The sequence below is a fragment of the Variovorax sp. VaC1 genome, from assembly GCF_043658315.1.
GTDB lineage: Bacteria > Pseudomonadota > Gammaproteobacteria > Burkholderiales > Burkholderiaceae_C > Variovorax.
Genome location: NZ_JBIGLT010000003.1, coordinates 563,940 through 589,135 on the forward strand (window position 1 = coordinate 563,940; position 25,196 = coordinate 589,135).

Genomic DNA, 25,196 nt, shown 5'->3' on the forward strand with positions numbered 1-25,196 from the left:
CGCGGGCGATCGGCGAGGCTATCCGCGGCAGAGCTTCAGGTTCGTGCGCGTGGCGCGGACCACGGGCAGGAAGATTTCCGCATCGGCGGGCGGATAGTTTTCCTTGATGCCGTCGTCGGTGCGGGCGGCGTCCTCGGCCAGCGGCTGCAGGGTCTTGAGGCAGGCCGCGCGGTCGTTGAGCTTGAACTGCGTCAGCGCGACGTCGTTGCGCATCCAGCCCTTGGTGATCCAGTCGAGGGTCTTGTCGCACTCCGAAAGCACGGGGGACAAGGTGGCCAGGGCGATGGCGTAGTCCTTCGCGTCGTACTGGCGCTTGAAGGCCTTGCGGGAGTTCGCCACGGCCTTGTCGGTGCAGGCCGGAGTGGGGCGGGTGTAGGTGCCTTCGAAGCCGGCGCGCATGCCGCAGTTTTCGCGGCATTGGTCCGCCCCGTTGGTGCTGACCTGCACCTTGTCGGCACTGGTCGCGAAGTTCACCACGCAGTTCGTGTCGCCGAGCTTGGCCTTGCCGCGCACGATGGTGCCGTCGAGGGCACAGGTGTGGGCGTTGCTGCCGATGGTGGTGATGTCGAAGCGCCCGTCAGGCTTGACGCGCAACGCGCCGCTGCCGCCCTCGTAGATGTACTCGCCGGCCGGTGGCGTGGCGGTCTGTGCGAAAGCGAGGCCCGCGCAAAGCAGCAGGGCGAGGGGCAGGGCACTTTTCTTGAGCTTCATCGTGACGGGCTGGTCTGCGAGACGCATGTGTATCTCCCAAAAAAGGAGGCCGCGTGCAGTGTATCGAGCGTCGCCGTTGGTACCGATGGTTTGGCTTGTTTGAACCATCGGAGGGTTGTATGTCTTGACATAGACAATGCGAATTACTATCATCTGGACGCCTGAGTACGCAGCACGTCGACAACGCAAAGGGCTCTTCAACCAAGGAGCTTTCGAACCGTGCCGTACACCCTCCCAGCCTTGCCCTATGCCTTCGATGCGCTCGAACCCCACATCGACGCGCAGACGATGGAAATCCACCACAGCAAGCACCACCAGACCTATGTGAACAACCTCAATGCGGCCCTGAAGGACACGCCGCACGAGGGCCCGCCGGTCGAGGAGCTGATCGTCGGCGTCGAGAAGCTGCCCGAGGCGCTGCGCGCGCCGGTGCGCAACAACGGTGGCGGCCATGCCAACCACAGCCTGTTCTGGACCGTGATGGCGCCCGCCGGCCAGGGCGGAGGCGGCCTTCCCACAGGGGCGCTGGCCAAGGCCATCGACACCGACCTGGGCGGCTTCGACGCCTTCAAGGAAGCCTTCACCAAGGCCGCGCTCACGCGCTTCGGCAGCGGCTGGGCCTGGCTGTCGGTTGCCAGGGGCGGCAAGCTCGCCGTCGAGAGCAGCGGCAACCAGGACAGCCCGCTGATGCAGGGCATCGGCTCCGGCAACACGCCGATCTTGGGGCTCGATGTGTGGGAGCACGCGTACTACCTCAAGTACCAGAACCGCCGTCCCGACTACATCGCGGCCTTCTACAACGTGGTGAACTGGACCGAAGTGGCGCGGCGCTACGCCGCAGCCACCGGCGGCTGAAGGGCGATCCCATGAACGACGAGACGCAGCAACAGCCGAAGGTTCTGGCCGTGCCGGCACGGCCAAGGGCGGCAGCCGTCCGCTCGGTGCGCGAGCGGATCGGGCTGGCCATCGTCGGCGCCGGCGTGCTGGTGCTCGTGTCGCAGTTCTGGCAGGTCGTGCGCGCCGACCCGATCGTCTGGAACGCCTTGCTCGGCGGTTCGGTGGCTGCGCTGGCGACCGCGCTCGGCACGCTGCCGGTGGTGTTCTCGCAGAAACTGCCGGAGCGGTTGCAGGACACGCTGTTCGGTTTCGGCGCCGGCGTCATGCTGGCGGCCAGCGCCTTCTCGCTGATCATCCCCGGGCTGGAGGCGGCGAAGAACGTGGGTGTCTTCGGCGGTGGCCCATGGGCCGCGGGCGGCACGATCGGCTCGGCCATCCTGCTGGGCGGCCTCGTGCTCATGGTGATGGACCGCGTGCTGCCGCACGAGCACTTCATCAAGGGGCGCGAAGGGCAGTCGGCCAGGCAGTTGCGTCGGACGTGGCTCTTCGTGTTCGCGATCGCGCTGCACAACGTGCCCGAGGGGCTGGCCATCGGCGTCGGCTATGCGGCCAACAACGGCTTGCGGGCCGATGCGCTGGCCACCGGCATCGCGATCCAGGACGTGCCCGAAGGGCTGGTCGTGGCGGTGGCGCTGCTGGCGGCCGGCTACAGCCGGATGTTCGCCGTGCTGATCGGCATGGCCTCAGGCCTGGTCGAGCCGCTGGGTGCCGTGCTGGGCGCGGCCGTGGTCGGCCATTCGGCGATGCTGCTGCCCTGGGGCCTGGGCTTTGCGGCGGGCGCGATGCTGTTCGTGATCAGCCACGAGATCATTCCCGAATCGCACCGCAAGGGGCACGAAGCCTTTGCCACCAGCGGGCTGATGATTGGCTTCGTGCTGATGATGCTGCTGGACACCGCGTTGGGCTGAACCCCGGCGTGGTGCCGGCGTTCAGTCTCAACCGTGCTTGACGGCCACGGTCTTCAGCGTGGTGAAGCCGTACAGCGCCTCGAAGCCCTTCTCGCGGCCATAGCCTGAAGACTTCACGCCGCCGAAGGGCAGCTCGACGCCACCGCCCGCACCGTAGTTGTTGATGAACACCTGCCCGCTGCGCACGCGCTTGGCCATGCGGAACTGGCGCGATCCGTCGGCCGTCCACACACCGGCCACGAGGCCGAACTGGGTGGCATTGGCAAGGGCCACGGCCTCGTCTTCATCAGCGAACTGCATCGCAGCCAGCACCGGGCCGAACACTTCTTCTTGCGCGAGGCGGTGGTTCACCGGCACATCGCGCAGCAGCGTGGGGGCCTGGTAGAAGCCGGTTTCGGGCGCTTCCTCGACCACGATGCCCTGCGCCACCATCGGGATGCCGGCATGCTGCGCATCGCTCAGGAAGTCCCACACGCGCTGCTGCTGCGTCTGGCGGATCAGCGGGCCGACATCGAGGTCCATTGCAGCAGGACCGACGCGCAGGGCCTCGAAGGCATGGCCGAGGCGTTCGAGCAGCGGCTCGTAGATGTCGCGCTGGATCAGCACGCGCGAGCCGGCCGAGCAGGTCTGGCCGGCGTTCTGCACGATGGCGTTGATGATCACGGGGACGGCCGCATCCAGGTCGGCATCGGCAAAGATGATCTGCGGGCTCTTGCCGCCCAGCTCCAGCGTGACGGGGCAATGCCGCTCGGCCGCCACCTGCTGGATCAGCGTGCCGATCTTCGGGCTGCCGGTGAAGCTGATGTGGTCGATGCCTTCGTGCCGCGCAAGCGCATCGCCCACTTCATGACCGTAGCCCGTCACGATGTTGAGCGCGCCCGCCGGAAAGCCGACTTCGGCCGCCAGCTGCGCTACGCGGATCAGCGAAAGGCAGGCGTCTTCGGCCGGCTTCACCACGCACACGTTGCCCGCCGCCAGCGCGCCGCCCACGCTGCGCCCGAAGATCTGCATCGGGTAGTTCCACGGAATGATGTGGCCGGTCACGCCGTGCGGCTCGCGCCAGGTGAAGACGCTGTAGCCATCCTGGTAGGGGATGGTCTCGCCGTGCAGCTTGTCGCAGGCGCCGGCGTAGAACTCGAAGTAGCGCACCAGCGCCACCGCGTCGGCACGCGCCTGCTTCACGGGCTTGCCGCAGTCGCGTTGCTCGATCAGCGCGAGCTCGTCGACATGCTCGGCGATCTTCTGCGAGAGCTTGAACAGCAGGCGGCCCCGGTCGGCGGCGCTGACCTTGTGCCAGACGCCCTCGAAGCAGTCGCGTGCGGCGCGCACGGCCGAGTCGATGTCGGCGGCGTTGCTGCGCTGGATTTCGTCGAAAGGCTGACCGTCGGAAGGGTCGATGACCGGCAGGGTGCGGCCGGAGGAGGACGGAACGTCCGCGTTGGCGATGTAGTTGAGCTGCATGGGGCGGGATTTTGCGCGAATGCGAAAAAACCGCGGCCTGGTTGTTTCGTATCCCGAGCGGCGATCAGGCGACAGCCCTTAGCAAATCTACTTAGTACTTAAAGACTAATGAGCTGGGGGGCTCTGTGAAAACCATATGGTCCGTGGAAAAAGCACATGACCATGAGCGTCTTCACGCAGGAAACAAGGGATACAAGCGGATACGATACCGGGGAGTCAGGCCGAAAACGGTGACTTGGAATGGGCTGTATCGGCAGTGAGGGCGATGCAGGTGTGGAGAAGTCTTACTTAAAAACGAAGGAACGTACTGTGGCGATCATCAACGGCACTCCCGGAAACGATACTTTGGTTGGAACCCCCGGCGCGGACATCATTCACGGCGGCGCCGGGAACGATGTCATCGACGGCGGCGCAGGCGATGACGTCATCTTCAGTGACGAAGGAAACGACGACATCTGGGGCGGCCAAGGCAACGACATCATCACCGGCAACAACACCGGTTTGGTCATCGTTCACTACAACGACGGCCCTGCTGGGGTCACGGTTGATCTGCGTGCCGGCACGGCGACGGACGGGTGGGGCAATCGCGACACGCTGTCGCAAATCTATGCTGTTGTCGGTTCGGACTTCAACGATACGTTGACGGCTCTCGGTGCGACAAGTTCTGTCTACCTGAACGGCGGTGCCGGCGACGACAAGATCACCGGTGGCTGGGGCAACGATGGGTTGGTCGGCGGCGCGGGCAACGACATCATCGACGGTGGCGACGGCATCTTCGGCACTGCGAACACGGCCTATGGCGCTGTCTATCGCCTGTACCAGGCAACCCTTGGCCGGGAGCCGGACGTCGGTGGTGTTGAAGCCTGGGCCGGAGCTCTCAAAGGTGGAACGGCGCTGAATTCGGTCGCGTCAGGCTTCGTGGGTTCCGCGGAATTCCAGTCGGTCTACGGTGCCCTGAACAACGCCCAGTTCGTGACCCTGCTGTATCAGAACGTGCTGGGCCGCACGCCCGACAGCGGCGGTCTGGCGGCTTGGGTGCAGGCATTGAACTCCGGCACCTCCCGCGCGGATGTGGTCGTCGGCTTCTCGGAGTCCAGCGAATTCAGGAGCACCACGTCGACTGACGTCGATGCCTTCATGACGTCGAAGTTCAGCGGGGAGCATCAAGGCGCCATTTATCGTCTCTACAAGGCCACCCTGGGCCGCGAGCCCGATGGTGGCGGCATGGTCAGCTGGACCAACGCCATGGACACGGCCAGCCAGACGATCCAATCGGTTGCACAGGGCTTCGTAGGTTCTGCGGAATTCCGCAACACCTATGGCGCGCTGAATAACAGCCAGTTCGTGTCGCTGCTCTATCGCAACGTGCTGGGCCGCGATCCCGACCAAGGTGGCTTGGCCGCATGGGTCAATGCGCTGAACAATGGAGCGAGTCGCGCCGGCGTGGTGGTCGGTTTCTCCGACTCCGCCGAATTCCGCGCGAGCACTGCGGCCGGACAGGCCAACTACATGGCAAATACCTTCGGCAGCTGGGCTGATACGTTGAACGGCGGTGCAGGAAACAACACATTGATCGGCGGCCGTGGCGCGGACCTGTTCATTTTCAGCGCAGGCACCGAAGCCAGCAACAACCAGGTCTACGGGCTCGAGGGCGTTGACCAACTGAGGTTCTCCGGCTTCGGCTACGGCGGTACGGCCGATGTCATGAGCCACATGACGCAGAACGGGCAGAACGTGGTGTTTACCGATGGTAATCAGAGCATCACATTCCACCACGCAACCCTCGCGCAGCTCTCGCAGGCCAATATTCAACTGACTGCGTGATGTAGGTAACGCGTCGCTTGTGCACTGCTTGGGCTGCAGAGCGACGCGGCGCCTTGATTGAGAAAAGAGCTGGGACCGCTTTGGATCAAAAGGGTATGGAAGAGGGGGGCACGAGCCAGTCGCAGCAGGCCTTGAATAGTCCTGGTGGCCCCGCCATGCCGCCTCCGCCAGGAGGCGTCTCTTTTCCAGCGTTGCAAGGCCTCTCCGCCCTGCAGCCCATCGTTGCATTCTTTTCCCTGGAGATGAGTGTCCAGGCGCTTGGCCAGGCGATGGGCTGGCGCCCTGAAACTCCCATCGGTGTGCAGGAGCTGCAGCATGCGGCACAGCATCTGGGGCTCGTGTCGAAGCCTCAGCAGGTCCGGGAACTTCCGTCGCGCAAGTGGCCGCTCCTCAAGCAACGCGGCGGCGCACGATCACTCCCCATTCCTTGCGTGATCGTCGGTGCCGACGGCAACGTGGTCACCGTGGTCGCCCGGCGCGAGACGCGCGGCTCTCCTGTAGGGCCACGCAACGGCGCTGCGAGTGAATCGGATGCCGTTGCGCCGAAGCAGCCTTCGGAAGAGCTGCTCCTCTGGGTACCCAAGACTTCGAAATTCACGTGGGTTTCGATGGCGGACCTGGTTCGCAGCCACGGGGAAAACGGCGTACTCCCTGTCATCCGTTTTCGCCAGCCCTTGCAACTCGTTGCAGCCAACGGCTCGCCTTCCCGACGTTTTGGCCTCGGATGGTTCGTTCCGGTGCTATGGCGTTACCGCAAGCCGCTGGGCCAGGTGTTGCTCGGCGCGTTTTTGCTCCAGTTGGTCGCGCTGACGACGCCGCTGTTCAGCCAGGTCATCATCGACAAGGTCCTGATGCACAAGAGCCTGTCGACCCTGCATGTGCTGGGCATCGGCATGGCGGGCCTGATCGTCTTCGAAGCGGTGACCAACACGCTGCGCGGCTATATGCTCGCCCACACGTCCGCGCGGCTCGACGCCGGCCTGTCGAGCGATCTCTTCCGCCACGTGCTCAGCCTGCCTATCCGCTACTTCGAGCAGCGCCAGGCCGGCGACACTCTGGCCCGCACGCGCGAACTCGAGAACATTCGAAGCTTCTTCACAGGCGGCGCGCTGACGACGTTGGTAGACGGACTTTTCATCGGCATCTTCATAGCGGTGATGCTGCTCTACAGCATCAAGCTGACCATCGTCACGCTCATCGGCTTGCCGATCCTTGCACTGGTCACGCTTGTGGCTCAGCCCATTTTTGCGAGGGCGCTGCAGACGAAGTTCGACCGCAGCGCGGAGGCCGGCAGCTTCATGGTCGAGAGCATCCAGGGCATCCACACGCTCAAGAGCCTGGCGCTGGCGCCCATGTGGCAGCGCAAATGGGACTTGCTCGCCGCCCGGCAAGTGGCGGCGGGGTTCGATGTCAGCAAGTTGGGCAATGCGGCGCAGAGCATCTCGCAGGCGGTGCAGCGGATGCTGACGCTGGCGGTGCTCTGGGTTGGTACCACGCTGGTGATGAACAACAGTCTCACCGTCGGTGGGCTCATCGCGTTCCAGATGCTGGCCGGGCAGGTGCTGCAGCCCGTGTCCCGCCTGGTGGGGCTCTGGCAGAACTTCCAACAGGTCAAGCTCTCCGTTGACCGCATGGGCGACCTCATGAATGCACAGCCGGAGCCCGCCAATACGGGCGTCCAGGCCATGCCGCCGCTGAAGGGCCGCATCGAGCTGCAATCGATCCATTTCCGCTACCAATCGGAAGCGCCGCTCGTGCTGAATGATGTGAGCCTTCTGCTGGAGCCGGGCGAAGTGGTTGGCATCGTGGGGCGTTCGGGCTGCGGCAAGTCGACGCTTACCAAGCTCATCCAGCGGCTGTACGGCATGGAGGCGGGGCGTGTGCTGGTCGATGGCCACGACATCGCGCATGCCGATCCGCAGCAACTGCGCCGGCAGATCGGCGTCGTGCTGCAAGATAGTTTCCTGTTCAGCGGGACGATTGCAGAAAACATTGCGGTTGCCCACCCGGGAATGTCGTTCGACCGCATCGTCTTCGCGGCGCAGCAGGCGGGTGCGCACGAGTTCATCACGGCATTGCCGCAGGGCTACCAAACGCCGGTCGGCGAGCGCGGCGCTCTTCTGTCTGGTGGGCAGCGTCAGCGCATCGCCATTGCTCGCGCGCTGACGGGAGACCCGCGCATCCTGATCCTGGATGAAGCCACCAGCGCGTTGGATGTCGAGAGCGAACAGGCCATCCAAGCCAACATGGCGCAGATCTGCCGCGGCCGCACGGTCATCATGATTGCCCACCGTCTTTCCACGCTGCGCCATTGCAGCCGCATCGTCGTGTTCGACAGCGGCAAGGTGGTGGAGCAGGGTGGGTTGCAGCAACTCATTGCGCAGCAGGGCGAGTTCGCAAGGCTTTGGGCGTTGCAGCAACACGAACCGGCGGGCAGCCTCCACAAGAACTCTTCAGTGCATCGTGCCGAACGGCGCGGCAATCCTGCGGAGACTGAAGCATGAGTACCGTGCTGTCCCCGAAAGAGAGGGCGTTCCACAGCCCGGCGCTCGCCATCGAGGAAACGCCTCCGGCGCCGTTTGCCACTGGCCTGATGTGGGCGCTGGCGGTGCTGCTGCTGGGCGCCATCACTTGGGCGTGCATCGGCGAGATCGAGATCGTGGCGACGGCGCCCGGCCGATTGATTCCCGACGGTCGTGTGAAGGTCCTTCAGACGATCGAGCCGGCGCTCGTGCGAGCCATTCATGTGCGCGAAGGCCAGCGCGTCAAGGAGGGCGACCTCCTGATCGAACTCGATCCGACGTTGTCCCAGGCCGACCTGTCCAGCAGCCAGCAGCGGCTGCAACAAAACCAGCAGCAGATGGCGCGTCTCATGGTGGAGATGAGAGGGCAGCACCTGCCCATGTCGGCATCAGGCAGTGGCACCGGCGGGGTGGGAGCTACGCCAGCGTTGACGCCCGACCAGATGGCGACCATCCGGGCCCGCGAAGCGGCCTTCGAGGCCAAGCTCGCGGAGGCCAAGGCATCGGTCGACGAAAAGACGAAGGCCCTCAAGGCCGCCGAGTCGACGCACACGAAGCTGCGGCTGAACCTCGGACTTGCGACCAAGCGCTACCAGCAGAGCCTGGCGCTTGTGAAGGAAGGTTTCTTCAGCGAAGGCGAGCGGCTCAAGCAGGAGCAGGAAGTGGTCGGCCTGGAGCACGACCTGGCGGCGCAGACCCAGACACTGGCCCAGCTTGCAGCAGGGCTCCAGGAGGCGCGTTTCCGACAGGCGGCCGTGGAGCAGGAGCGCAAGGTGCAGATCCTTGCGGAGGTCGAGCAGGCGAGCCGGGAAGGCGCGAGCCTGCAGGCGGAGTTCGAGAAGGCCCAGCAGCTCAACGGCCTGAAGACCCTGCGCGCGCCGGTTTCGGGCGTCGTGCAGAGCATCGGGGTCACGACGCTGGGGAGCGCGGTGGCGGCCAATCAACCGCTCCTGACGATCGTTCCCGAGAACACACCGTTGATTGCCGAGGTCCTGCTCAGCAACAACGACATCGGCTACGTCAAGATCGGCCAGCCTGTCGAGGTCAAGCTCGACAGTTTTCCCTTCACGCAATACGGTGCAGTGGCGGGCACGGTGAAATGGATCAGCGCGGACGCCGAGTTCCAGAATCCGCAGGCGCTCGACAAGCAGACAGGCGCAGGCCAGGCCGCGTCCAGCAACCGCAACTTCGACAGCACCAATTCGGACCAGCAGCGAACGAACGGACTGGCCTACCGGGTGCAGATCGCCCTGGCCGGGCCTGATGCCAGTATCTGGGTCAAGGGGCACGCGCAGCCGCTCCAGTCGGGCATGAGCCTCCAGGCGGACATCCAGACCGACAAGCGTCGATTGATCCAGCTGGTGCTGAACCCGTTGGAGAAGGGGTGGAACGAGGGTGTCCGGGTCAGGTAGTTCGACCGGGCTTGCCCCTCGTCTTACTTCGCCGCCGTGGCCTTCGGCAGCGCCCGCACCGCGTTCAGCATGCGCTCCACATGCTTGTCGGGGTTGAGGTTCTGGTAGTAGTAGGCGACCTTGCCATCCGGTGCGATCACGTACGACAGGCGGTTGGCAAAATCCGGCCGCGTCTGCATCAGTGCATCGAAGCCTTGGATCACGGCTTTCGATTCGTCCGACGCCACGGGAAAGCGGCTTTGGCAGGACTTGACCGAGAACTTCGCCAGGGTGCCGATGTCGTCCGCCGACACGCCGATCACGCTGGCGCCCAGTGCGGCGAACTGGTCGACGGCCTCGGCGAAGGCATGGGCCTCGATCGAGCAGTCGTTGGAGTCGGCCGCCGGAAAGAAGTACACCACCACCGGCCCCTTGGAGAGCGCATCGGCCAGCGAATAGCGGAAGGTCTTGCCGCCCAGTGCGGCGTTGGCGGTGAACCGGGGCACGGGGTCGCCGATGTCCAGCGCAGCCCAGGCGGGATGGGCGAGGGCTGCAAAAACCGTCATCAGGGCGATGCGCGAAAAGGTCGATCGGGCCATGATGTAACTCCGAAGCGGTGTGGGGAGAATTCTAGGCTCCGCACCATCCGAAGGGGCATGTGAAACCGGCCCCGGGCGGCGGGCGTATTCAAGGCAACGGCTGGCAAAACAAGGCAACGGAAACATCCTCATGAACGCCTCGATGATTGTTCTTCTGCGCATGGCGCTGGCAGGCGTGCTGGTCGCGGCGCTCGGTGCCTGCGGCTCCTTGCCCCCGGCGCGCGAGCGGCCCGCCGAGCAGGCGGCGCCGGCCGATCCCTCGACCCCGCTGGCGAAGATCGCCGCCGCCTCCACGCCGCCCGGGGAGCATTCGGGCTTTCGCCTGATGCCGCTGGGCGTGTATTCGCTGGACGCGCGCATCCAGCTGGCGCAGCGCGCCCAGCGCTCCCTGGTGGTGCAGTACTACCAGCTTGAAAACGATGCCGTCGGCCGCCTGCTGCTGCGCACGCTGCGCGAGGCCGCGGCCCGGGGCGTCAAGGTGCGGGTGCTGGTGGACGACCTGTACACCGTCAAGAGCCAGCAGCTGCTGCTGGCGCTGTCCGAAACGCCAAATGTCGAGGTGCGGTTGTTCAACCCTTTCTGTTGCGGCCGTGACGGACTTCTCTCGCGCTTCGTAGCTTCGCCGTTCGAGATCAACCGGCTCAACCACCGCATGCACAACAAGCTCTTCATCGCCGACGGCGTGATGGCCGTGGTGGGCGGGCGCAACATCGCCGAAGAATATTTCGTGCTCAGCGAGGCCCAGAATTTCATCGACATGGATGCGCTGGTGGTCGGCAAGGTGGTGCCGCAGCTCGAATCGATCTTCGACGCCTACTGGAACAGCGTGCAGGTCTGGCCCATTGCCGACATCGTGACGGGCGAGGGCGGCCACAAGCCCGGCGCCGACGACTTCGACAGCTGGGTCGGCATGGCCGCGCCGCCGCCGAAGATCGTGTTGCCGCCGTCTGACATCCTGGGCTATGGCCCCATCGCCGAAGAACTCGACGGCGGCCGCATGGGCCTGCTGTGGGGCGAGGCCCGCGCCATTGCCGACCCGCCCTCCAAGCCCGCGACCATGACGGCCGACGAGGCCATCGCCACCAGCGTGACGATGAAGGTGTGGGCCCTGCTGCTCGACGCCAAGACCGAGGTCGACATGACCTCGCCTTACCTCGTGCCGGGCGAGCGCGGCATGGCGGCTTTCGAGGATCTGTCCCGGCGCAAGATCAAGGTCACGCTGCTGACCAACTCGCTGGCCGCCAACGACGAGCCGCTGGTGCATGCCGGCTATGCGCGCTATCGCGAGCGGCTGCTGCAGGGCGGCGCCGACCTGTACGAGCTGAGCCCGCAGCGCACCAGCGCGGGCGAGCGCTTCGGCATGTTCGGCAAGTCGCTCGGCCGGCTGCATGCCAAGACCGCCGCCATCGACAAGGAGCGCATCTTCATCGGCTCGATGAACCTCGATCCGCGCTCGGCCAGCCAGAACACCGAGATGGGGCTGGTGGTCGACAGCCCGCAGCTGGCGCGCGAGATGCTGCGTGTCATCAACATCAGCAAGCTGCAGAACTCGTACCGGCTGCGGCTGGCCAAGGACACCGGCACGCTGCAGTGGCTCACCAACGACGGCGAGAAAGAGGTGATCCTGACCGCCGAACCCGAGTCGGGTTTCTTCAAGCGCTTCTACAACATGCTCATCGCGCCGATCGTTCCCGAGATGCTGTTGTAGCCTTGGGGGATGGCACAGACTTTTACATCGCTGTCCGTCCTGCAGGTCATGCTGTGGGGCGTGCTTTTTTTCGGAGGCATCTACTTCGGTTTCGGCGGCATCTTCTGGCTGCTGACGAAGCGGGTGCTCCCGGCGCTCGGCATCGGGCGTGCGCTCGATCCGCGCCCGCTGCAGCCGGGGCAATTGCGGCGCGAAATAGGGCAGTCGAGCATCTCGGTGCTGATCTTCGGGCTCGGCATGGTGTTTCCGTGGGGCTTGCTGCAGCTGGGCTGGGCACGGCTCGATGCCGATGAGGGCGGGTGGCAGATCGCGATTGAAATTCTTGTGCTGGCGGTCTGGAACGACGTCCATTTCTGGATCAACCACCGCCTGCTGCACACGCGATTGCTGCGGCGCTTTCATGGGCCGCATCACCGCTCGTTCGTGACCACGCCGTGGTCGACGTACAGCTTTCATCCGATCGAGGCGCTGATGCTGGGCAACGTGATCCTGCTGCCGATGGTGGTGCACGACTTCAGCTTCTGGTCGCTGGCGGCGGTGCCGGTGTTCAGCCTGTTCTTCAATTGCGTCGGGCACTCGAACTACGATTTCTTCAAGCGGGTGTCGTACAACCACTGGTTTGCCGCGAGCCGCCGCCATCATCTGCACCATGCCGTTCACAACGGCAACTATGGCTTCCAGTTCACCTTCATGGACCGGTTGTTCCGCACTCGCATCGCGGCCGATGCCGCCGAGCCGCTTTTCCAGGCCTTCCGCGACAAGCAACTGCAAAGGCAACAGCAGCAACCCCAACCAGAGCAGCATGGCGCGACCGCCTGACGTGCGCCGCCGCTTGCCACGCCTGCCGCGCCTGCGACATTGGCGCGACTGGCAGAGCCTGGCCTACCTCGTGGCGCTGCCCGCGCTCGCGGCGTGGCAGTGGGGGCATGGCTTCAACGTGCTGCTCTACGCGCTGATGCTGTTCCTCACGCTCGGCATCGGTGTGATCCACCACAACCACGTGCACCTGCGCATGTGGCGCGGGCGGCGCATGAACCGGCTGACAGACTTCTGGATCACGCTGCTGCAGGGGCACCCGACCTTCGTGTTCTGGCCCGCGCACGTGGCCAACCACCATCGCTACCGGCACGGGCCGAAGGACGTGGCGCGCACCTACCGTTTCGGCGGCGACACGAACCACCTGTGGGGCTACCTGCTGCACCCGTTCCAGGCGGTGTGGGTGCTGATGCCCGTGTTCTTCGACTGGCTCGCAAGGCTGCGCAGGCACCAGCCCGGCGCCTGGCGTTATTGCATGGCGCAGTACGCGCTGTGGCTGGCGAGCTGGGCCGTGCTGCTGGCGCTCGACTGGCGCAAGGCGCTGCTGTTCGTGATCGTGCCGCAGCTGCATGGCCTGCACTGGCTGCTGGCGACCAACTACCTGCAGCACGCGCACGCCGACGGCCGCAAGACGCCGCGCGAAGAGAAAGAGGCGCTGGGCGATACCCACGGGAGCGGACTGAACTACGCGCGCAATTTCGAGGGGCTGGTCAACCCCTTGCTGTTCAACATCGGCCTGCACACCGCACATCACGAGAACCCGCATGCCCATTGGTCCGAGCTCACGCACCTGCATCACACGCGCTACCGCGCGCAGGTCGCGCCCGTGCTCAACGAGGGCGGGCTGGTGCCGTACATGCTGCGGGTGTTCGTGCTGGGGGCCGTGTGGCCGCGCTTTCGCAGCCGCTCGCTGATGCCTCCCGATTCTTCAATCCACTGATCCCATGCCTGTTCCATTTCAACGCGTCTACCTTGAAAGCGCCGGCTACTTCATGCCGGGCGAACCCATTCCCAACGAGCGCATGGATGCGTACATCGCGCCGCTCAACCGTATGTCGGAGCGCATCAAGCGGCGCATCCTGGTGGAGAACGGCATCCTCACGCGGCACTACGCCATCGACGCCGAGGGCGTGACGCAGCACACCAATGCGCAACTGGCCGCCGGTGCGATCCGCGACTGCCTGCGGCGCGGCGGGGCCGAGCTGTCGCGCGTGTCGCTGCTGGCCAGCGGGTCGTCGGGCGGCGATGCGCTGATGCCCGGCTTTGCCAACATGATCCAGGGCGAGCTTGCGGCGCAGCCGATGGAAACGCATTCGGTGCACGGCATCTGCGCCGCGGGCGTCTCGGCGATCCAGACGGCCGCGCAGGGCATCGAGCTGGGCGCGCACCGCACGGCGATGGCGGTGGCGAGCGAGATGCCGTCGCGACTCTTCAAGCGCTCGCGCTTTGCGGCGCGCGGTTACGAGACAGATTTCGACTCGCACTTCCTGCGCTGGATGCTGTCCGATGGCGCGGGTGCCTTGCTGCTGTCCGATGGTTCGCCGGCACTGGCCGGCGTGCCGGGGCTGCGCCTGCGGCTGAAGTGGGTGCATCAGCGCGCCTTCTCGGGCGACTACCCGGTCTGCATGCAGCTCGGCCTGACCGAAGACCGCGCACGCGGCCACCTCGACTTCGGCTCGTGGGCCGAGGCGGAAGCCGCCGGCGCGCTGTCGCTGCGGCAAGACATCCGCCTGCTGCCGCACCTGTTCGACGTCGGCATCCACGAATACGCGGGGCTGGTGCGCGACGGCTGGGTCGATCCGAAGCGGGTCGATCACTTCCTGTGCCACTACTCGTCGGAAAGATTCATTCCGGTGGTCGAGGACCTGATGGCAAAGGCCGACCTGTCGATTCCGCGCGAACGCTGGTGGAGCAACCTGGCGTGGCGCGGCAACACGGGCGCGGCGTCGATCCTCGTGATGCTGGCCGAATTCCTGCACACCAAGACGCTGAAGCCCGGAGAGCAGATCTTCTGCTACGTGCCCGAGTCGGGCCGCTTCATGGCGGCGTACATGCTGCTCGAAGTCGAGGCGATCGATGCGGCACCGACCGCCGTGGCGCTCCGTGCAACGGCCCCGGCGGTGCCCGACGACGACCTCGTCATCGCGCCCCCGCACGATCCGGCCGCCGCACCCGAAGGTCTCGGCGCCTTGCTGACGGAGTTGGCCGCCATCTGGCACGACTACCGCTCGCGCGTCTGGCGCACGCCGCTGATCCGCCAGATCCGCGAGCGCCGCTTCGCTTTGCCCGACTACCTGAACTGGATGGAGCAGTGGGTGCCGCAGGTGCGCGAAGGCAGCAAGTGGATGCGTGAAGGCGCGGCCTCGCTGAGCGAGCCCTACCAGATGCTTGCGTCGCTGATCGACGTGCATGCGGGCGAGGAGCAGAACGACTTCAACATCCTGTTCGACGACTACAAGAAGGCCGGCGGCACGGTCCGGCAGATCGACGAGCTGCGCCGCAACCCCGGTGGCGAGGCGCTCAACGCCTACCTGCACGGGCTGGCCGCCACGCGCGACCCGATCGGCCTGCTGGGCGCCATCTACATCATCGAGGGCACGGGCCAGCGCATCGTGCCGGCGCTGTTGCCGCTCATCAAGGCGGGCTTGAAGTTGCCGCCCGATGCCTTCCGCTTTCTCGAATACCACGGCCACAACGACGAGAACCACCTGAACCGCTGGCTCGCCGCGGTCGAGATGGTCATGGCGGTGGAAGGGCAGGCGCGCGCGGCCCGCCAGATCATCGACACGGCGCGCCACACGGCTGCGCTGTATCTGATGCAGTTCCAGCACATCACGGAGCGAATGACCCATGAGCCGAACGCCTGAATTCCTGACCCAGGCACACGACGAGCGCGACCCCAGCCCGTGGCTGGCGCTTTATCTCGACCAGAGCACGCCGCTGCCGGACAACGTCAAGTCGGCGTGGCTGGCCGATTCGAGCTCGGGGTCGCGGCAGTACCTGTTGCCCTTTTTGCGGCCGCTGGCGCGGCTGACGATCATCCTGATCCAGATCGTCAAGGTGTTCGTGCCGCGCAACTGGTCGCACTCGAAGCTGCTGCACCGCTTCCTGGCCTGGGGGCTGACGCACTTCGTGTCGCCCGAGGCCAACTGGCTGATCCTGCGGCACTTTCACCTGGGCTCGCAGGTGCTGGCCTTCATCGGGCGCAATTCGCCGGCGCCCGTGGCCACGAACCCGCTGGAGCCGGCCGACATCGACGCGCTGAAGGACGAGATGTTCCTCAAGCACGACCTGAACCTCTTCAACTTCGTGATCCGCCTGAACACGGCGCTGCGCGAGAAGGGGCTGGCGCTGTGCAAGGCCGAAAAGGTCGATTTCTCGATGATCAAGGAGCCGGGGCTGCGGCTGGAAGACATGCCGAACGGCAAGCTGAACTTTCTCGACCTGCAAAGCGCGATCGAGCTTTTCACGCCGCTCTACCAGCTGATGCTGACCGACAACGATTTCTGGCGTGCGGCCAACTCCTTGCAACTGGACGAAACCATCGGCATCTACACGGCGACCCTGCTGAACGCGCCCGAGCACCTGATCCTGGTCAACAACAAGCACCCGCTGGTGCCGCTGTCGACCCTGCGCGCGGGGCACCGGCTGGTGATCCACGGGTTGTCGACCGAGATGCTCCACAGCCTGCTCCAGCGGATGCAGGCGGCGCAGAAAGCGGGGGAAGCCGAGACATCCCTGTACGAGCAGCCACTTGCATAGGCGTATGCTGCCCCCAGATGCAAACCATGAACACGACCCGAAATCCGTCGCCCAAGACCGATCTGGCAGTGACCCACGTGCTGGCTCAACTGTTGGAAAAGCTCGAGCACAGCCCTGTGCCCGTCGGCGCCGAGCAGTACCGCTCGGTGGTCGAGCACCTTGTCCACGAGTTCGAGGATGTCGAACAGGGCGCCGACCTCGGCCGGCTGCTCGATGCCTATCCGGCCGCCTCCGAGGTCTACGAAAATCTCAACTATCAACACGCCGGGCTGTGCCGCTCGGCGCTGGACGTTTCCCTTGCGGCTGAAGCCAGCGCCAGGGAAGCCATTGCACGCGCGATGCGCCGTGCCGAACCGAACAACAAGGACAAGACGCATGGCGAAGGGTGAAGTGAAGACGGCAGTGGTGGCGGACGGCCTGCGCTACAAGACCAAGACGCCGGGCTCGCCGTTCCGCGCCTCGGCATCGTTCAGCGGCGCGACCATGTCCTGCTTCATGTGCGGCAAGCACCGCGTTCGCTCGCAGCTGCGCACGCGCCAGGTGCTCGGAAAATCCCAGACCGTTTGCGCGCCTTCGTGCAAGGCGCTCGACGAGGCATTGGCGGCGGAATAAAACAGCGTCTCCCCGCTACCACGGTGGGGAGACGTTTTGGCGACATTTCCGCGCGAGCTTGTCGCTGATTGGCTTCCACATCGGGCCCAATCGATATACAGTTGGAAACAAATGATGCATCGATTTGCATTTATTCAAAAGTTCTAATCTGTAGTCGATTTCCAATGAATTTGCAGCAAAGCCATTGGCGCTCCGCACCGGGCGCGGATTTCAACGCTCGCAAAGGGGTTCAGCCATGAGCAAGCCGCGCCATGTGGTCATGCAGGTGGTCAAGCGCTCATCCGGCAGCGCCACGCACCACGTCGAATTCCTGATGGACGACAACTTCGCCGAGCGACTGCGCCAGCTGCGCTCGCTCGTTCCGCCCCTGGGCAGCCTCAACAAGCAACGCGACCTCGTGATCGACAAGGTCCGGGTGCGCCTGCCCAACGCCATCTGGCGCTCGGGCAACGAGATCGACGTGGACGGGGGCGTGGACGGCTCCTGCATCGTCATCGCCGCCGAAGGCTCGTTCAACTGCGGTGGCAAGGACCGCAAGACGCGCGAGAAGCTGGTGACGTACAACTTCTCGATCGCGCGCCTGATCGAGCTCCACGGCGAGCGCCCCGAAGGCGAAACCCTCTACATCCGTGATGGCGTGTTCGCCAACGACGAACCGGCCGAATCGCCGGCCGGCCGCTGGGTGACGTCGATGCACGAACTCGAAGTGGTGATGCGCGTGCCCGACGCCCCGTCGGACTTCGACACGCTGCACGACCTCACGCTGCGCCCCGAGCACCAGCAGGCCGGCAGCGGCGGCCCGCACCGCGCCACTTTCTACTGATTCATCGAGCGGCGGCTGCCTCGGGCGCCGCGCCCACGGGCGTGTATTGCGCGCGGTTGTCCACCAACCAGCGCGTCGACAGGCTGCTGTCCTGCTGCGCCGGGTGGAAGTCCGCGCGCAGGTAGCTGCGCCAGCCGCTCAGGTTGCCGCGCAGCAGGCCATCGCGGCTCAGGAGGATGCGCGCGGCACTCTTCCAGGTCGACCATTTCCACAACTGCTTTTCGTGGCGCAGGTTGTCGATGGTCTGGTGCATCAGGTCGCCGAGGAACATCATCGTCACGCGGCGGAACCAGCGCTTGCGCCAGGCCTCGGAGCCGTCCGCGGCCTTGTAGATGTCGAAGGCGACGCTCTTGTGCTCCAGTTCTTCGGCGCTGTGCCACAGCCACATGGTGCGCAGGCGCGGCTCGGCGCCGTCGAGTATCCCGGGGTGGGCCAGCAGCCATTCGGCAAACATCGCGGTGAAGTGCTCGGTGGCCGCGGTGACCGCCAGCGCATGGCGCGGATCGGCGCCTTCCATCAAGGTCATGCGCTTGCCGGCGCGCGCGGTCCAGCCGTCCACCAGGCCCTGGCTTTCGAGGTGGGCATTGAACAGCGAATGAATGCGGCGGTGCGTGGCTTCCTGGCCGATGAAGCCGCGCACGTCGGCGCGGTACTTTTCCTGGACCTCGGGGGGCAGGGTGGCCACCGCGTCACGCACGGCATCGATGAAAAACTGCTCTCCGAAGGGAAAACTCATCGACAGCGCGTTGAAGAAAGCGGTCGAGAATGCATCGCCGCCGCACCAGTCGCGGGCAAATGGCGATTGCAGATCGATCAGAAGGCGGCGAACAACGAGTTCAGTCATGAAAACAATCCTCGAAAAAGCACGGGAAGCGTGGGATGGGCGATTGGTACAACTGCGTACCGAATGCCGCCATGGTGCAATCGCAGACTGGTACTGTCAAGTACCGAGACGTAGGAAAATGTGCCATTCATGAGCGCAACCATCGAAAAGACAGCTGTCGCCAAGCCCGCCGAGGGCCCGGTCAACGAACATTACGCCCGGCTGCTCCAGGGCATGGCGCATGCCGTGGCGGCCAAGGGCTACGCCGAAACCACCATTGCCGACATCGTGCGCGAGGCCGCCGTCTCGCGCCGTACCTTCTACGAGCATTTCAGCACCAAGACCGAGTGCCTGATCGCGCTCTACGAAACCGCGAGCCGGCTGGCGCTGCAGGCGGTGAGCGAGGCGTTCGATCCGGTGCAGCCCTGGCATGCGCAGGTCGAGCAGGCGATGACCGCGTACTTCGACTACCTCGCGCAAGATCCGGTGCTGCTGCGCACGCTCTTCGTCGAGATCCTGGGGCTGGGCATGCCGGGCCTGGTGGTGCGGCGCCGGGTGAACGACGAGATCGCCAACTTCATCCAGATCGCGATCAACAGCAGCGGTGGCGCGGAGGGCCCCGCGGCGCACCTGACGAACGAGATGGCGATGACGGTGGTCGGCGGCATCAATGAACTGGTGCTGCAGTCGATCGAGCAGGACCGCGCGGGCGATCTGCGCGAACTGGTCGGCCCGGCCACGCGACTGGTGCGCGCGGTGGCCGCCGAGAGCCAGCGTTAGAGGCGCTTCTTGTCCGCGGCGCGTGGCGTGGCGGCGAGCCACAGCGTCAGCAGGCCAGCGAACGTCAGCGACAGCAGCACGCCCAGGTAGGGCAGCACGTCATGCAGCGGCGCGCCCATCTGGTTGAGGCGCAAGGAGGCCTGAATGCCCGAGGTGCTCGGAAAGACCCAGCGCAACACCTGCAGCGGCCCGGGCAGGGCTTCGACCGGCCATGAGAAGCCCGAAAGAAAGGCCATCGGCAACGCAGTGAACAGCAGCACCTGCAAGGCCCGCTCCCGATCGCGGAACCAGCAGCCCAGCAGCAGGCCCAGCGTGCAGATCGCGGGCACGTAGAACACGAGCAGCACCAACGCACCCCACGGATTGCCGCCGCGCGGGTAGTCCTGCAGGAAGAACACCCAGCCGAAATAGAAAAGGCCGCTGAGAACCCCGAACACCGACAGCGCGCCCAGGCGCCCCAGCCACGCGCTCGTGGACGCGCGCAGCCGCCCGGCCTCGGCCCAGGTGCCGGCCAGCATTGCAGCGCCCATCAGCAGTGTCTGCTGCAGGATCAGCAGCGCCACCGCCGGCACCACGTAGCTGCCGTAGCCTTCGGTCGGGTTGAACAGCGCGACGAGCTGCGTGTTGAGCGGGCTGCGGCTGCGCGCCGCCTGAATCGCGCTCTGGCCACCGGCCTGCAGCTTGCGGATCTCGACACCCGCCGAGACCGTGCCGACCGCCTCCGAAAAACCGTACAGCACTGCCTTGTTCAAGAGCGCATAGGCGCCATTGCCCTCGATCGTGACCACCGCCGACGTGCCGCGCAGCACGTTGCGCTTGAGGTCGGCCGGCAGCAGCGCATAGCCCTCGATATCGCCGCGCCAGAGCGCTTGCTGCGCCTCGTGCACGTCGGCCGTGACCATGCGCACATCGAGGCGCGGGTTGGCCATGGCAAAGCGCGCGATCTGTCGCGACAGCCCGCTGTGGTCCTGGTCGACCACCGCCACTGGCACGCGCGTCACCGCCTGCGTGCCGTAAGGCCACGGATAGAAGAAGCCGTAGATGATGGGCGCGAGCAGCATGATCAGCAGCACGCCCTTGTCGCGCAGCACCGCCAGCGCGGTGTCGCGCCAGGCGGCGCCCAGGCGGGTGCGGCTCGCATCGTTCGTCATCAGCGGCCACCCCAGGTGTCGGGCGCTCCGGTGGCGCGCACCAGCGCACGGGCCGACACGGCAAGCAGCACCGCCGTGCCCAGCACCATCCAGAGCGGTGTCGCTGCCGAGTAAGCCAGCGGCGCGCCCATCTGCAACTGCTCCATCTGCACGCGGATGTAGTGCGTGTAGGGCAGCAGGGTGGCCCAGGCCTGTGCAAAGAAAGGCATCGCGACCAGCGGAAAGCCCACGCCACCGAACGCGAAGGCCGGCGCGGTGATGAAGCCGGTGGCCGACAGCGCAGTACGCAGCGACCGGGTGAGGCTGGCGGCAAAGGCACCCAGCGCGATCGACAACGCAAGGAACACCACGAGCGCAAACAGCGTCCACCCCACGGAGCCGACCGGGTGCCATCCGCGTCCGGCCGTGATCCACAGCATGGCCGCGATCCCCACCGTGGAAAGGCTGGCGAACGGCAGCGCCAGCTTGCCCGCCAGCGCAGCCAGTGCCTCGTGCCAGCGCGGCGAGGTGCCGAGCCACTGCGCGATGCTGCGGTCGCGCAGCTCGCGGCCCACGGCCCAGGCGCCGGCCGTCATGGCCAGGATGTGCAGCAGCGCCGGAATGAGCGCGGCGCCAAGAAATTGCTCGTAGTCGGTCGAGGTGTTGAACAGCGCCACCATGCTCGCCTTGATCGGCTCCATGCTCACGCGCGCCGACGTCATCGATTCGCCGCGCTTGTTGCGCACCGTGAGTTCGACGCCGGCCGATACGGTGCCGACGGCGGTACGCACGTCGCGCTGGATCAGGCTCGAATGCGTGCCCAATTGCGCGTTGTGCAGCAACAGCACCTGGCCGACGCGGCCCTGCTTGACGTCGCGGCTCAGGTCGCGCGGCAGCTGCACGGCGGCATCGACCGCGCCGCTGGTGAGCGCGCGCGACATCGCGCCTTCGTCGTCGAACTGCTGCACCACACGCAGGCCGGGCGTGGCATCGAGAAAGCGCACCAGTTGCCGCGAGAGGGCCGAGTGGTCCTGGTCGAGCACGCCGATCGGCAGGCGCTCGGGCAGGCCGGCCGAGAAGATCCACCAGATCAGCCACACCGCGAGCAACGGCACCCACGAGATCATGGCCAGATCCCAGGGGCGGGTGCGCAGCAGCGAGAACTCGCGCCGTGCACTGGCTGCGGAAAAGCCTCGGAGGCTCATCGGACGGCGCCGTGCGGGTTCAGTCGACCAGCACGCTCATGCCGGGGCGTGCGCCTTCGATGGGCTTGAGCGGCCGCGCGCGAACCTCGAAAGTGCGCACGTCGAAGCCGGCACCGCCGCGCGTTGCGCGCCAGGTGGCGAAGTCGGGCATGACGGCGCTGTAGTAGACCTTGAAGCGGGCCTCGCGCTTGTTGCCGCCGCTGGCCAGCGCGGGCAGGCGGGCATCGAATTCATTGCCGAGCGCGAAGCGGGCGAGCCGGTCCTCGCGCACGTTGAGCACCACCCACTGGTCGCTCAGGTCGACCACCGTGACCACCGCCACGCCCTGCGGCGACAGCTCACCGACCTTGGCCAGCACCTTCGCAACTTCGCCGCCCACGGGGCTGCGCAATTCGGTCTCGGCCTTGGCGGCTTCGGCTTCGGCCACCACGCCCGCGACCTGGCGCGCCTGCGCGCTGGCCGCGGCCTTGTCTTCGGGGCGGGCGCCGCTGCGCGCCATGTCGTACTGGGCCTTGGCCGCGATGGCGGCATCGCGCGAGGCCTTCCAGTTGGCTTCGGCCTCGTCGCGTTTCTGGTCGGCCACCAGGCCTTCGCGGGCCAGTCCGTCGACACGGCGGAAAGAGGTCTGCGCCAGCTGGGCCGCGGTTTCGGCGCGCTGCCACTGCATGCGTGCCATCTCGACCTCTTGCGGGCGGGCGCCGTTCTGCGCCTTTTCGGCCACGGCCTGCGCGGCCTGTTCTGCGGCGGTGGCCTGCGCGAGCTTGGCCCGCACTTCGGGGCTGTCCATGCGCACCAGCACGGCACCGGCGGGAATGCGGTCGCCTTCCTTCACCAGCACTTCGGCGATACGCGCCGTCACCTTGCCGGCCACGTCGGTCTCGCGCGCCTCCATCTGGCCCTGGAACACCTCGGGCGCGGGCTGCGACGCACGCCAGAAGCCCCAGATGAGCAGCGCCAGCACCAGCAGGGCGGCAAGGATCGCGATCAGTTTTCGGGTCTTGGCACTCATCATCAATTCACCCTCACGTCGGCGCGCGCGATGTAGTCGGAAAACTTGTCGGAAAGGCCCGCGCTTTCGAGCAGTTGCGCGAGCGCCTGCACGTAGTCGTTGGCGGCTTGCGCACGCTCGGTCAGCACCTTGGCTTGATTGGTTTCGGCGTCGATCAGGTCGAGCGTGGTGCTCGTGCCTTCGCGCAGGCCCGAGGTGCGCAGCTTGACGACTTCTTGCGCGAGCTCGATCGAAGCCTTCATTTCCAGGTATTGGCGCCGCGCGTTTTCGAGCGCGCGCCAGTTGCGCTCGACCAGCAGCGAGATGTCGCTGCGCGCCTGCGCGTCGGTGCGTTCGGCCTGCTCGACCTTCTTCATCGAAGAGGCCGAGAGCGCGTCGCGGTCGACGGAGTCGTAGAGCGTCCAGCGCACGCCCAGGCCGGCCACCCAGTCGGCATTGCCGCCCTTGATCTGGCGCGTGCCGAAGGCAATGACCTGCGGGCGCCGCAAGGCTTCTTCGCCTTCATGCAGCTGCTCGGCCTGCGACTTCTTGGCCGCGACCTTGTCCAGGCCCGGGTGGCGCGTGAGCGCCGAATCGATGAAGTAGCCCAGCGGCTCGATGGGCGTGCTGATGAGGAAGAGCGGCGTTTGCGGTGCCACGCTGCCGTCGGCGCGCACGGTGCGCGCGAGCGCCACGGCGGCCAGTGCCGCGTCGTCTTCGGCCTTGCGCGCGTTGCGCCGGGCTTCTTCGTAAGCCGCGCTGGCCTGCAGGCGCTCCACGCGCGAGATCACGCCGGCCGCGAGCATCTTCTGCGCGGCCGAATCGTGTTGCGCGATGGTGCGCTCGGCCTGTGCGCGCAGTGCGGCCGCGCGCCGGGCGAGCTGGGCGCCGAAGTAGCGCTGCACCAGCAGCGTGTCGACCTCGTGGCCGGCCTGATCGGCATCGGCCTGCGCTTCACGCGTCTGTGCCGACACGAAGCCGCGAACAGCGTCGGTCGCGCCGCCGACGTAGATCGGCCAGACCGCCGAGACCGAGGCGTTGGAGCCGGTGTCGTGCCGGTTGATCGTGTAGCTGTTGGGCAGCTGCGGAATCGGCATCTGCGAGATGAGGCCCTGGATGGGCGACGGCAATGCCTGGCCGAGCTGCCCGAGCCTCTGGTTGAGCGGATCGAGGTCGAGGTTCAGGTTGGCGTTGTACGCATAGGCCAGCCCCGAGACGCTGACAGACGGGCCACCCAGGCCCTTGAGGCCCTGGCTCTGCAGCTCCTTGGATTCGACCGCCGCGTGGGCGGCGGCCAGCTTGTCGGAGCGCTCGATCATGCGGGCGCGGGCCGCGTCGAAGCTCAGCGCCAGCGTGTCGCCGCGGGCTTGCGCGAAGGCGGTGCCGCCGGCCAGGGCCGGCAACAGCAGCAAGGTGTGGAGGAGGGCGTGGCGGGGGCTTGTCATCGGGTTCAGGCGGCCTTGCGCAGCAGGGCGTCGAGCTCCTGCTGCAGGATCACGGGGAACGCGGCCTGCACCGCGCCGGTGGCCAGCGGCCGCGCCTTTTCGAGCAGTTGCGCGGTGCGTTCGGCATCGATCGCATCGCCCGCCAGCAGGCTGTCGGCCAGCGTGCGCAGCCAATGGCGCGCGGTGGTGCGCAGCGTGCGGGCCATGGTTTCCTGCATGCCGATCACTTCTTCGAGCGGCAGGCCCAGCGCAGCCAGTTGTTCGGCGATCTGGCCGAGCGCGGGGCTCAGCATCTGCACCTGGCCGTCGGGCAGTTCGCGCATGAGGCCGGCCTTGGCGGCGCGCACGAGCAGGGCCGGCGTCATCTGGCCTTTCCATTTGGCGGCGAGCGCCTTGGCCGACACCACGACGGGCGTTTCCGAGGCAAAGAGGCTGCCCGACACGGAGCGCGCGACGGCAACCAGGTCGCCCCAGGCCGAGGCCGGCGCGCGCCCGAAGATGCGGCGGATCGCCTCGATGCCGAAGCCCTGGTCGCGCAGCTCGCGAATCAGCGCCAGCCGCTGGGCATGGTCATCGCCATACAGCCCGAGGCGGCCCCGCAGCCTGGGCGACGGCAGCAGCCCCGCCGTGGTGTAGGCGCGGATGTTGCGCACCGTGACGCCCGTGCGCGCTGCCAGGGCCTCGATGGAGAGCTCCTGGGTGGCGTCGACGTCGGTGTCGGCGGTGGGCGTGGCGGGTGCGGTCATTCGACAAATTCTATGTGACATCGAAAGTGTTGCATTCGCCGGATG

Annotated in this window: 23 protein-coding genes; 14 read left to right on the top strand and 9 right to left on the bottom strand. The window is 66.2% G+C overall.

Going from position 1 to position 25,196, the window contains the following annotated elements; all coding sequences use genetic code 11:
• Positions 1-18: 18 nt before the first annotated feature.
• Entirely contained in the window at positions 19-738 is a 720-nt protein-coding gene (locus ACGLHS_RS14835) for a hypothetical protein (protein ID WP_394480739.1), read from the bottom strand.
• A gap of 192 nt (positions 739-930) precedes the next feature.
• Here ACGLHS_RS14835 and ACGLHS_RS14840 point away from each other — a divergent pair, with 192 nt between their 5' ends.
• Together ACGLHS_RS14840 and ACGLHS_RS14845 are read left to right on the top strand one after the other, a co-directional pair.
• Entirely contained in the window at positions 931-1,566 is a 636-nt protein-coding gene (locus ACGLHS_RS14840) for a superoxide dismutase (RefSeq protein WP_394480741.1), read from the top strand.
• A gap of 11 nt (positions 1,567-1,577) precedes the next feature.
• Positions 1,578-2,516, top strand: coding sequence for a ZIP family metal transporter (locus ACGLHS_RS14845; RefSeq protein WP_394480744.1), 939 nt, complete (start codon positions 1,578-1,580; stop codon positions 2,514-2,516).
• 27 nt (positions 2,517-2,543) lie between these two features.
• Here ACGLHS_RS14845 and ACGLHS_RS14850 read toward each other — a convergent pair whose 3' ends face one another.
• Positions 2,544-3,977: an aldehyde dehydrogenase family protein gene (locus ACGLHS_RS14850; RefSeq protein WP_394480746.1), complete on the bottom strand. Its 1,434-nt coding sequence runs from the start codon at positions 3,975-3,977 to the stop codon at positions 2,544-2,546.
• Between the two features lie 309 nt (positions 3,978-4,286).
• On the opposite strand from ACGLHS_RS14850, the gene ACGLHS_RS14855 reads away from it, so the two are divergent.
• From ACGLHS_RS14855 to ACGLHS_RS14865, 3 genes are all read left to right on the top strand, one after another.
• On the top strand, positions 4,287-5,801 hold the full coding sequence (locus tag ACGLHS_RS14855) for a DUF4214 domain-containing protein (protein ID WP_394480748.1): 1,515 nt from the start codon (positions 4,287-4,289) through the stop codon (positions 5,799-5,801).
• A gap of 191 nt (positions 5,802-5,992) precedes the next feature.
• Positions 5,993-8,305 carry a peptidase domain-containing ABC transporter gene (locus tag ACGLHS_RS14860; protein ID WP_394480751.1) on the top strand — a complete coding sequence of 771 codons (2,313 nt, stop codon included), beginning with the start codon at positions 5,993-5,995 and terminating at the stop codon, positions 8,303-8,305.
• Positions 8,302-9,735: an HlyD family type I secretion periplasmic adaptor subunit gene (locus ACGLHS_RS14865; RefSeq protein ID WP_394480753.1), complete on the top strand. Its 1,434-nt coding sequence runs from the start codon at positions 8,302-8,304 to the stop codon at positions 9,733-9,735. The genes ACGLHS_RS14860 and ACGLHS_RS14865 overlap by 4 nt, the downstream gene beginning before the upstream one ends.
• Before the next feature lie 23 nt (positions 9,736-9,758).
• On the opposite strand, the gene ACGLHS_RS14870 is transcribed toward ACGLHS_RS14865, so the two are convergent.
• Positions 9,759-10,313 carry a peroxiredoxin gene (locus ACGLHS_RS14870; protein WP_093240764.1) on the bottom strand — a complete coding sequence of 185 codons (555 nt, stop codon included), beginning with the start codon at positions 10,311-10,313 and terminating at the stop codon, positions 9,759-9,761.
• 130 nt (positions 10,314-10,443) lie between these two features.
• On the opposite strand from ACGLHS_RS14870, the gene ACGLHS_RS14875 reads away from it, so the two are divergent.
• The 8 genes from ACGLHS_RS14875 (at position 10,444) to ACGLHS_RS14910 (ending at position 18,034) form a co-directional block, all read left to right on the top strand.
• Complete coding sequence (locus ACGLHS_RS14875) at positions 10,444-12,021, top strand: phospholipase D family protein (RefSeq protein ID WP_394480756.1); 1,578 nt, start codon at positions 10,444-10,446, stop codon at positions 12,019-12,021.
• A 9-nt stretch (positions 12,022-12,030) separates the two neighbouring features.
• Complete coding sequence (locus ACGLHS_RS14880) at positions 12,031-12,840, top strand: sterol desaturase family protein (protein WP_394480758.1); 810 nt, start codon at positions 12,031-12,033, stop codon at positions 12,838-12,840.
• Positions 12,824-13,777 carry a fatty acid desaturase gene (locus ACGLHS_RS14885; RefSeq protein WP_394480760.1) on the top strand — a complete coding sequence of 318 codons (954 nt, stop codon included), beginning with the start codon at positions 12,824-12,826 and terminating at the stop codon, positions 13,775-13,777. Before ACGLHS_RS14880 ends, ACGLHS_RS14885 begins: the two co-directional genes overlap by 17 nt.
• Positions 13,778-13,781: 4 nt before the next feature.
• Positions 13,782-15,704 (top strand): iron-containing redox enzyme family protein, encoded by a 1,923-nt coding sequence (locus ACGLHS_RS14890; RefSeq protein ID WP_394480762.1) that lies wholly within the window; start codon positions 13,782-13,784, stop codon positions 15,702-15,704.
• Complete coding sequence (locus ACGLHS_RS14895; RefSeq protein WP_394480764.1) at positions 15,688-16,599, top strand: DUF6999 family protein; 912 nt, start codon at positions 15,688-15,690, stop codon at positions 16,597-16,599. The genes ACGLHS_RS14890 and ACGLHS_RS14895 overlap by 17 nt, the downstream gene beginning before the upstream one ends.
• Before the next feature lie 17 nt (positions 16,600-16,616).
• The gene (locus ACGLHS_RS14900; RefSeq protein WP_093240751.1) at positions 16,617-16,988 is read left to right on the top strand and encodes a hypothetical protein; all 372 of its coding nucleotides are present in this window, start codon (positions 16,617-16,619) and stop codon (positions 16,986-16,988) included.
• Entirely contained in the window at positions 16,975-17,211 is a 237-nt protein-coding gene (locus ACGLHS_RS14905; RefSeq protein ID WP_093240749.1) for a hypothetical protein, read from the top strand. The genes ACGLHS_RS14900 and ACGLHS_RS14905 overlap by 14 nt, the downstream gene beginning before the upstream one ends.
• Before the next feature lie 235 nt (positions 17,212-17,446).
• Entirely contained in the window at positions 17,447-18,034 is a 588-nt protein-coding gene (locus tag ACGLHS_RS14910) for a hypothetical protein (protein ID WP_093240747.1), read from the top strand.
• Between the two features lies 1 nt (position 18,035).
• Here ACGLHS_RS14910 and ACGLHS_RS14915 read toward each other — a convergent pair whose 3' ends face one another.
• On the bottom strand, positions 18,036-18,878 hold the full coding sequence (locus ACGLHS_RS14915) for a metal-dependent hydrolase (protein ID WP_093240746.1): 843 nt from the start codon (positions 18,876-18,878) through the stop codon (positions 18,036-18,038).
• Positions 18,879-19,007: 129 nt separating this feature from the next.
• Between ACGLHS_RS14915 and ACGLHS_RS14920 the strand changes: the two genes are divergently transcribed.
• Positions 19,008-19,637: a TetR/AcrR family transcriptional regulator gene (locus ACGLHS_RS14920; protein ID WP_394480768.1), complete on the top strand. Its 630-nt coding sequence runs from the start codon at positions 19,008-19,010 to the stop codon at positions 19,635-19,637.
• Here the strand turns inward: ACGLHS_RS14920 and ACGLHS_RS14925 are convergent.
• Genes ACGLHS_RS14925 through ACGLHS_RS14945 form a run of 5 tightly spaced genes read right to left on the bottom strand, consistent with a single transcriptional unit; the run spans position 19,634 to position 25,151 of the window.
• Positions 19,634-20,788 carry an ABC transporter permease gene (locus ACGLHS_RS14925; RefSeq protein WP_394480770.1) on the bottom strand — a complete coding sequence of 385 codons (1,155 nt, stop codon included), beginning with the start codon at positions 20,786-20,788 and terminating at the stop codon, positions 19,634-19,636. The two genes, ACGLHS_RS14920 and ACGLHS_RS14925, sit on opposite strands and share 4 nt — an antisense overlap.
• Positions 20,788-21,972, bottom strand: a complete 1,185-nt coding sequence (locus ACGLHS_RS14930) for an ABC transporter permease (protein ID WP_394480772.1) — start codon at positions 21,970-21,972, stop codon at positions 20,788-20,790. The genes ACGLHS_RS14925 and ACGLHS_RS14930 overlap by 1 nt, the downstream gene beginning before the upstream one ends.
• Positions 21,973-21,991: 19 nt before the next feature.
• On the bottom strand, positions 21,992-22,984 hold the full coding sequence (locus tag ACGLHS_RS14935; RefSeq protein ID WP_093240735.1) for an HlyD family secretion protein: 993 nt from the start codon (positions 22,982-22,984) through the stop codon (positions 21,992-21,994).
• On the bottom strand, positions 22,984-24,405 hold the full coding sequence (locus ACGLHS_RS14940; protein ID WP_394480775.1) for a TolC family protein: 1,422 nt from the start codon (positions 24,403-24,405) through the stop codon (positions 22,984-22,986). Before ACGLHS_RS14940 ends, ACGLHS_RS14935 begins: the two co-directional genes overlap by 1 nt.
• Positions 24,406-24,410: 5 nt before the next feature.
• A complete protein-coding gene (locus tag ACGLHS_RS14945) occupies positions 24,411-25,151 on the bottom strand; it encodes a MerR family transcriptional regulator (protein ID WP_394480777.1) in 741 nt (246 codons plus the stop codon).
• Positions 25,152-25,196 lie beyond the last annotated feature (45 nt).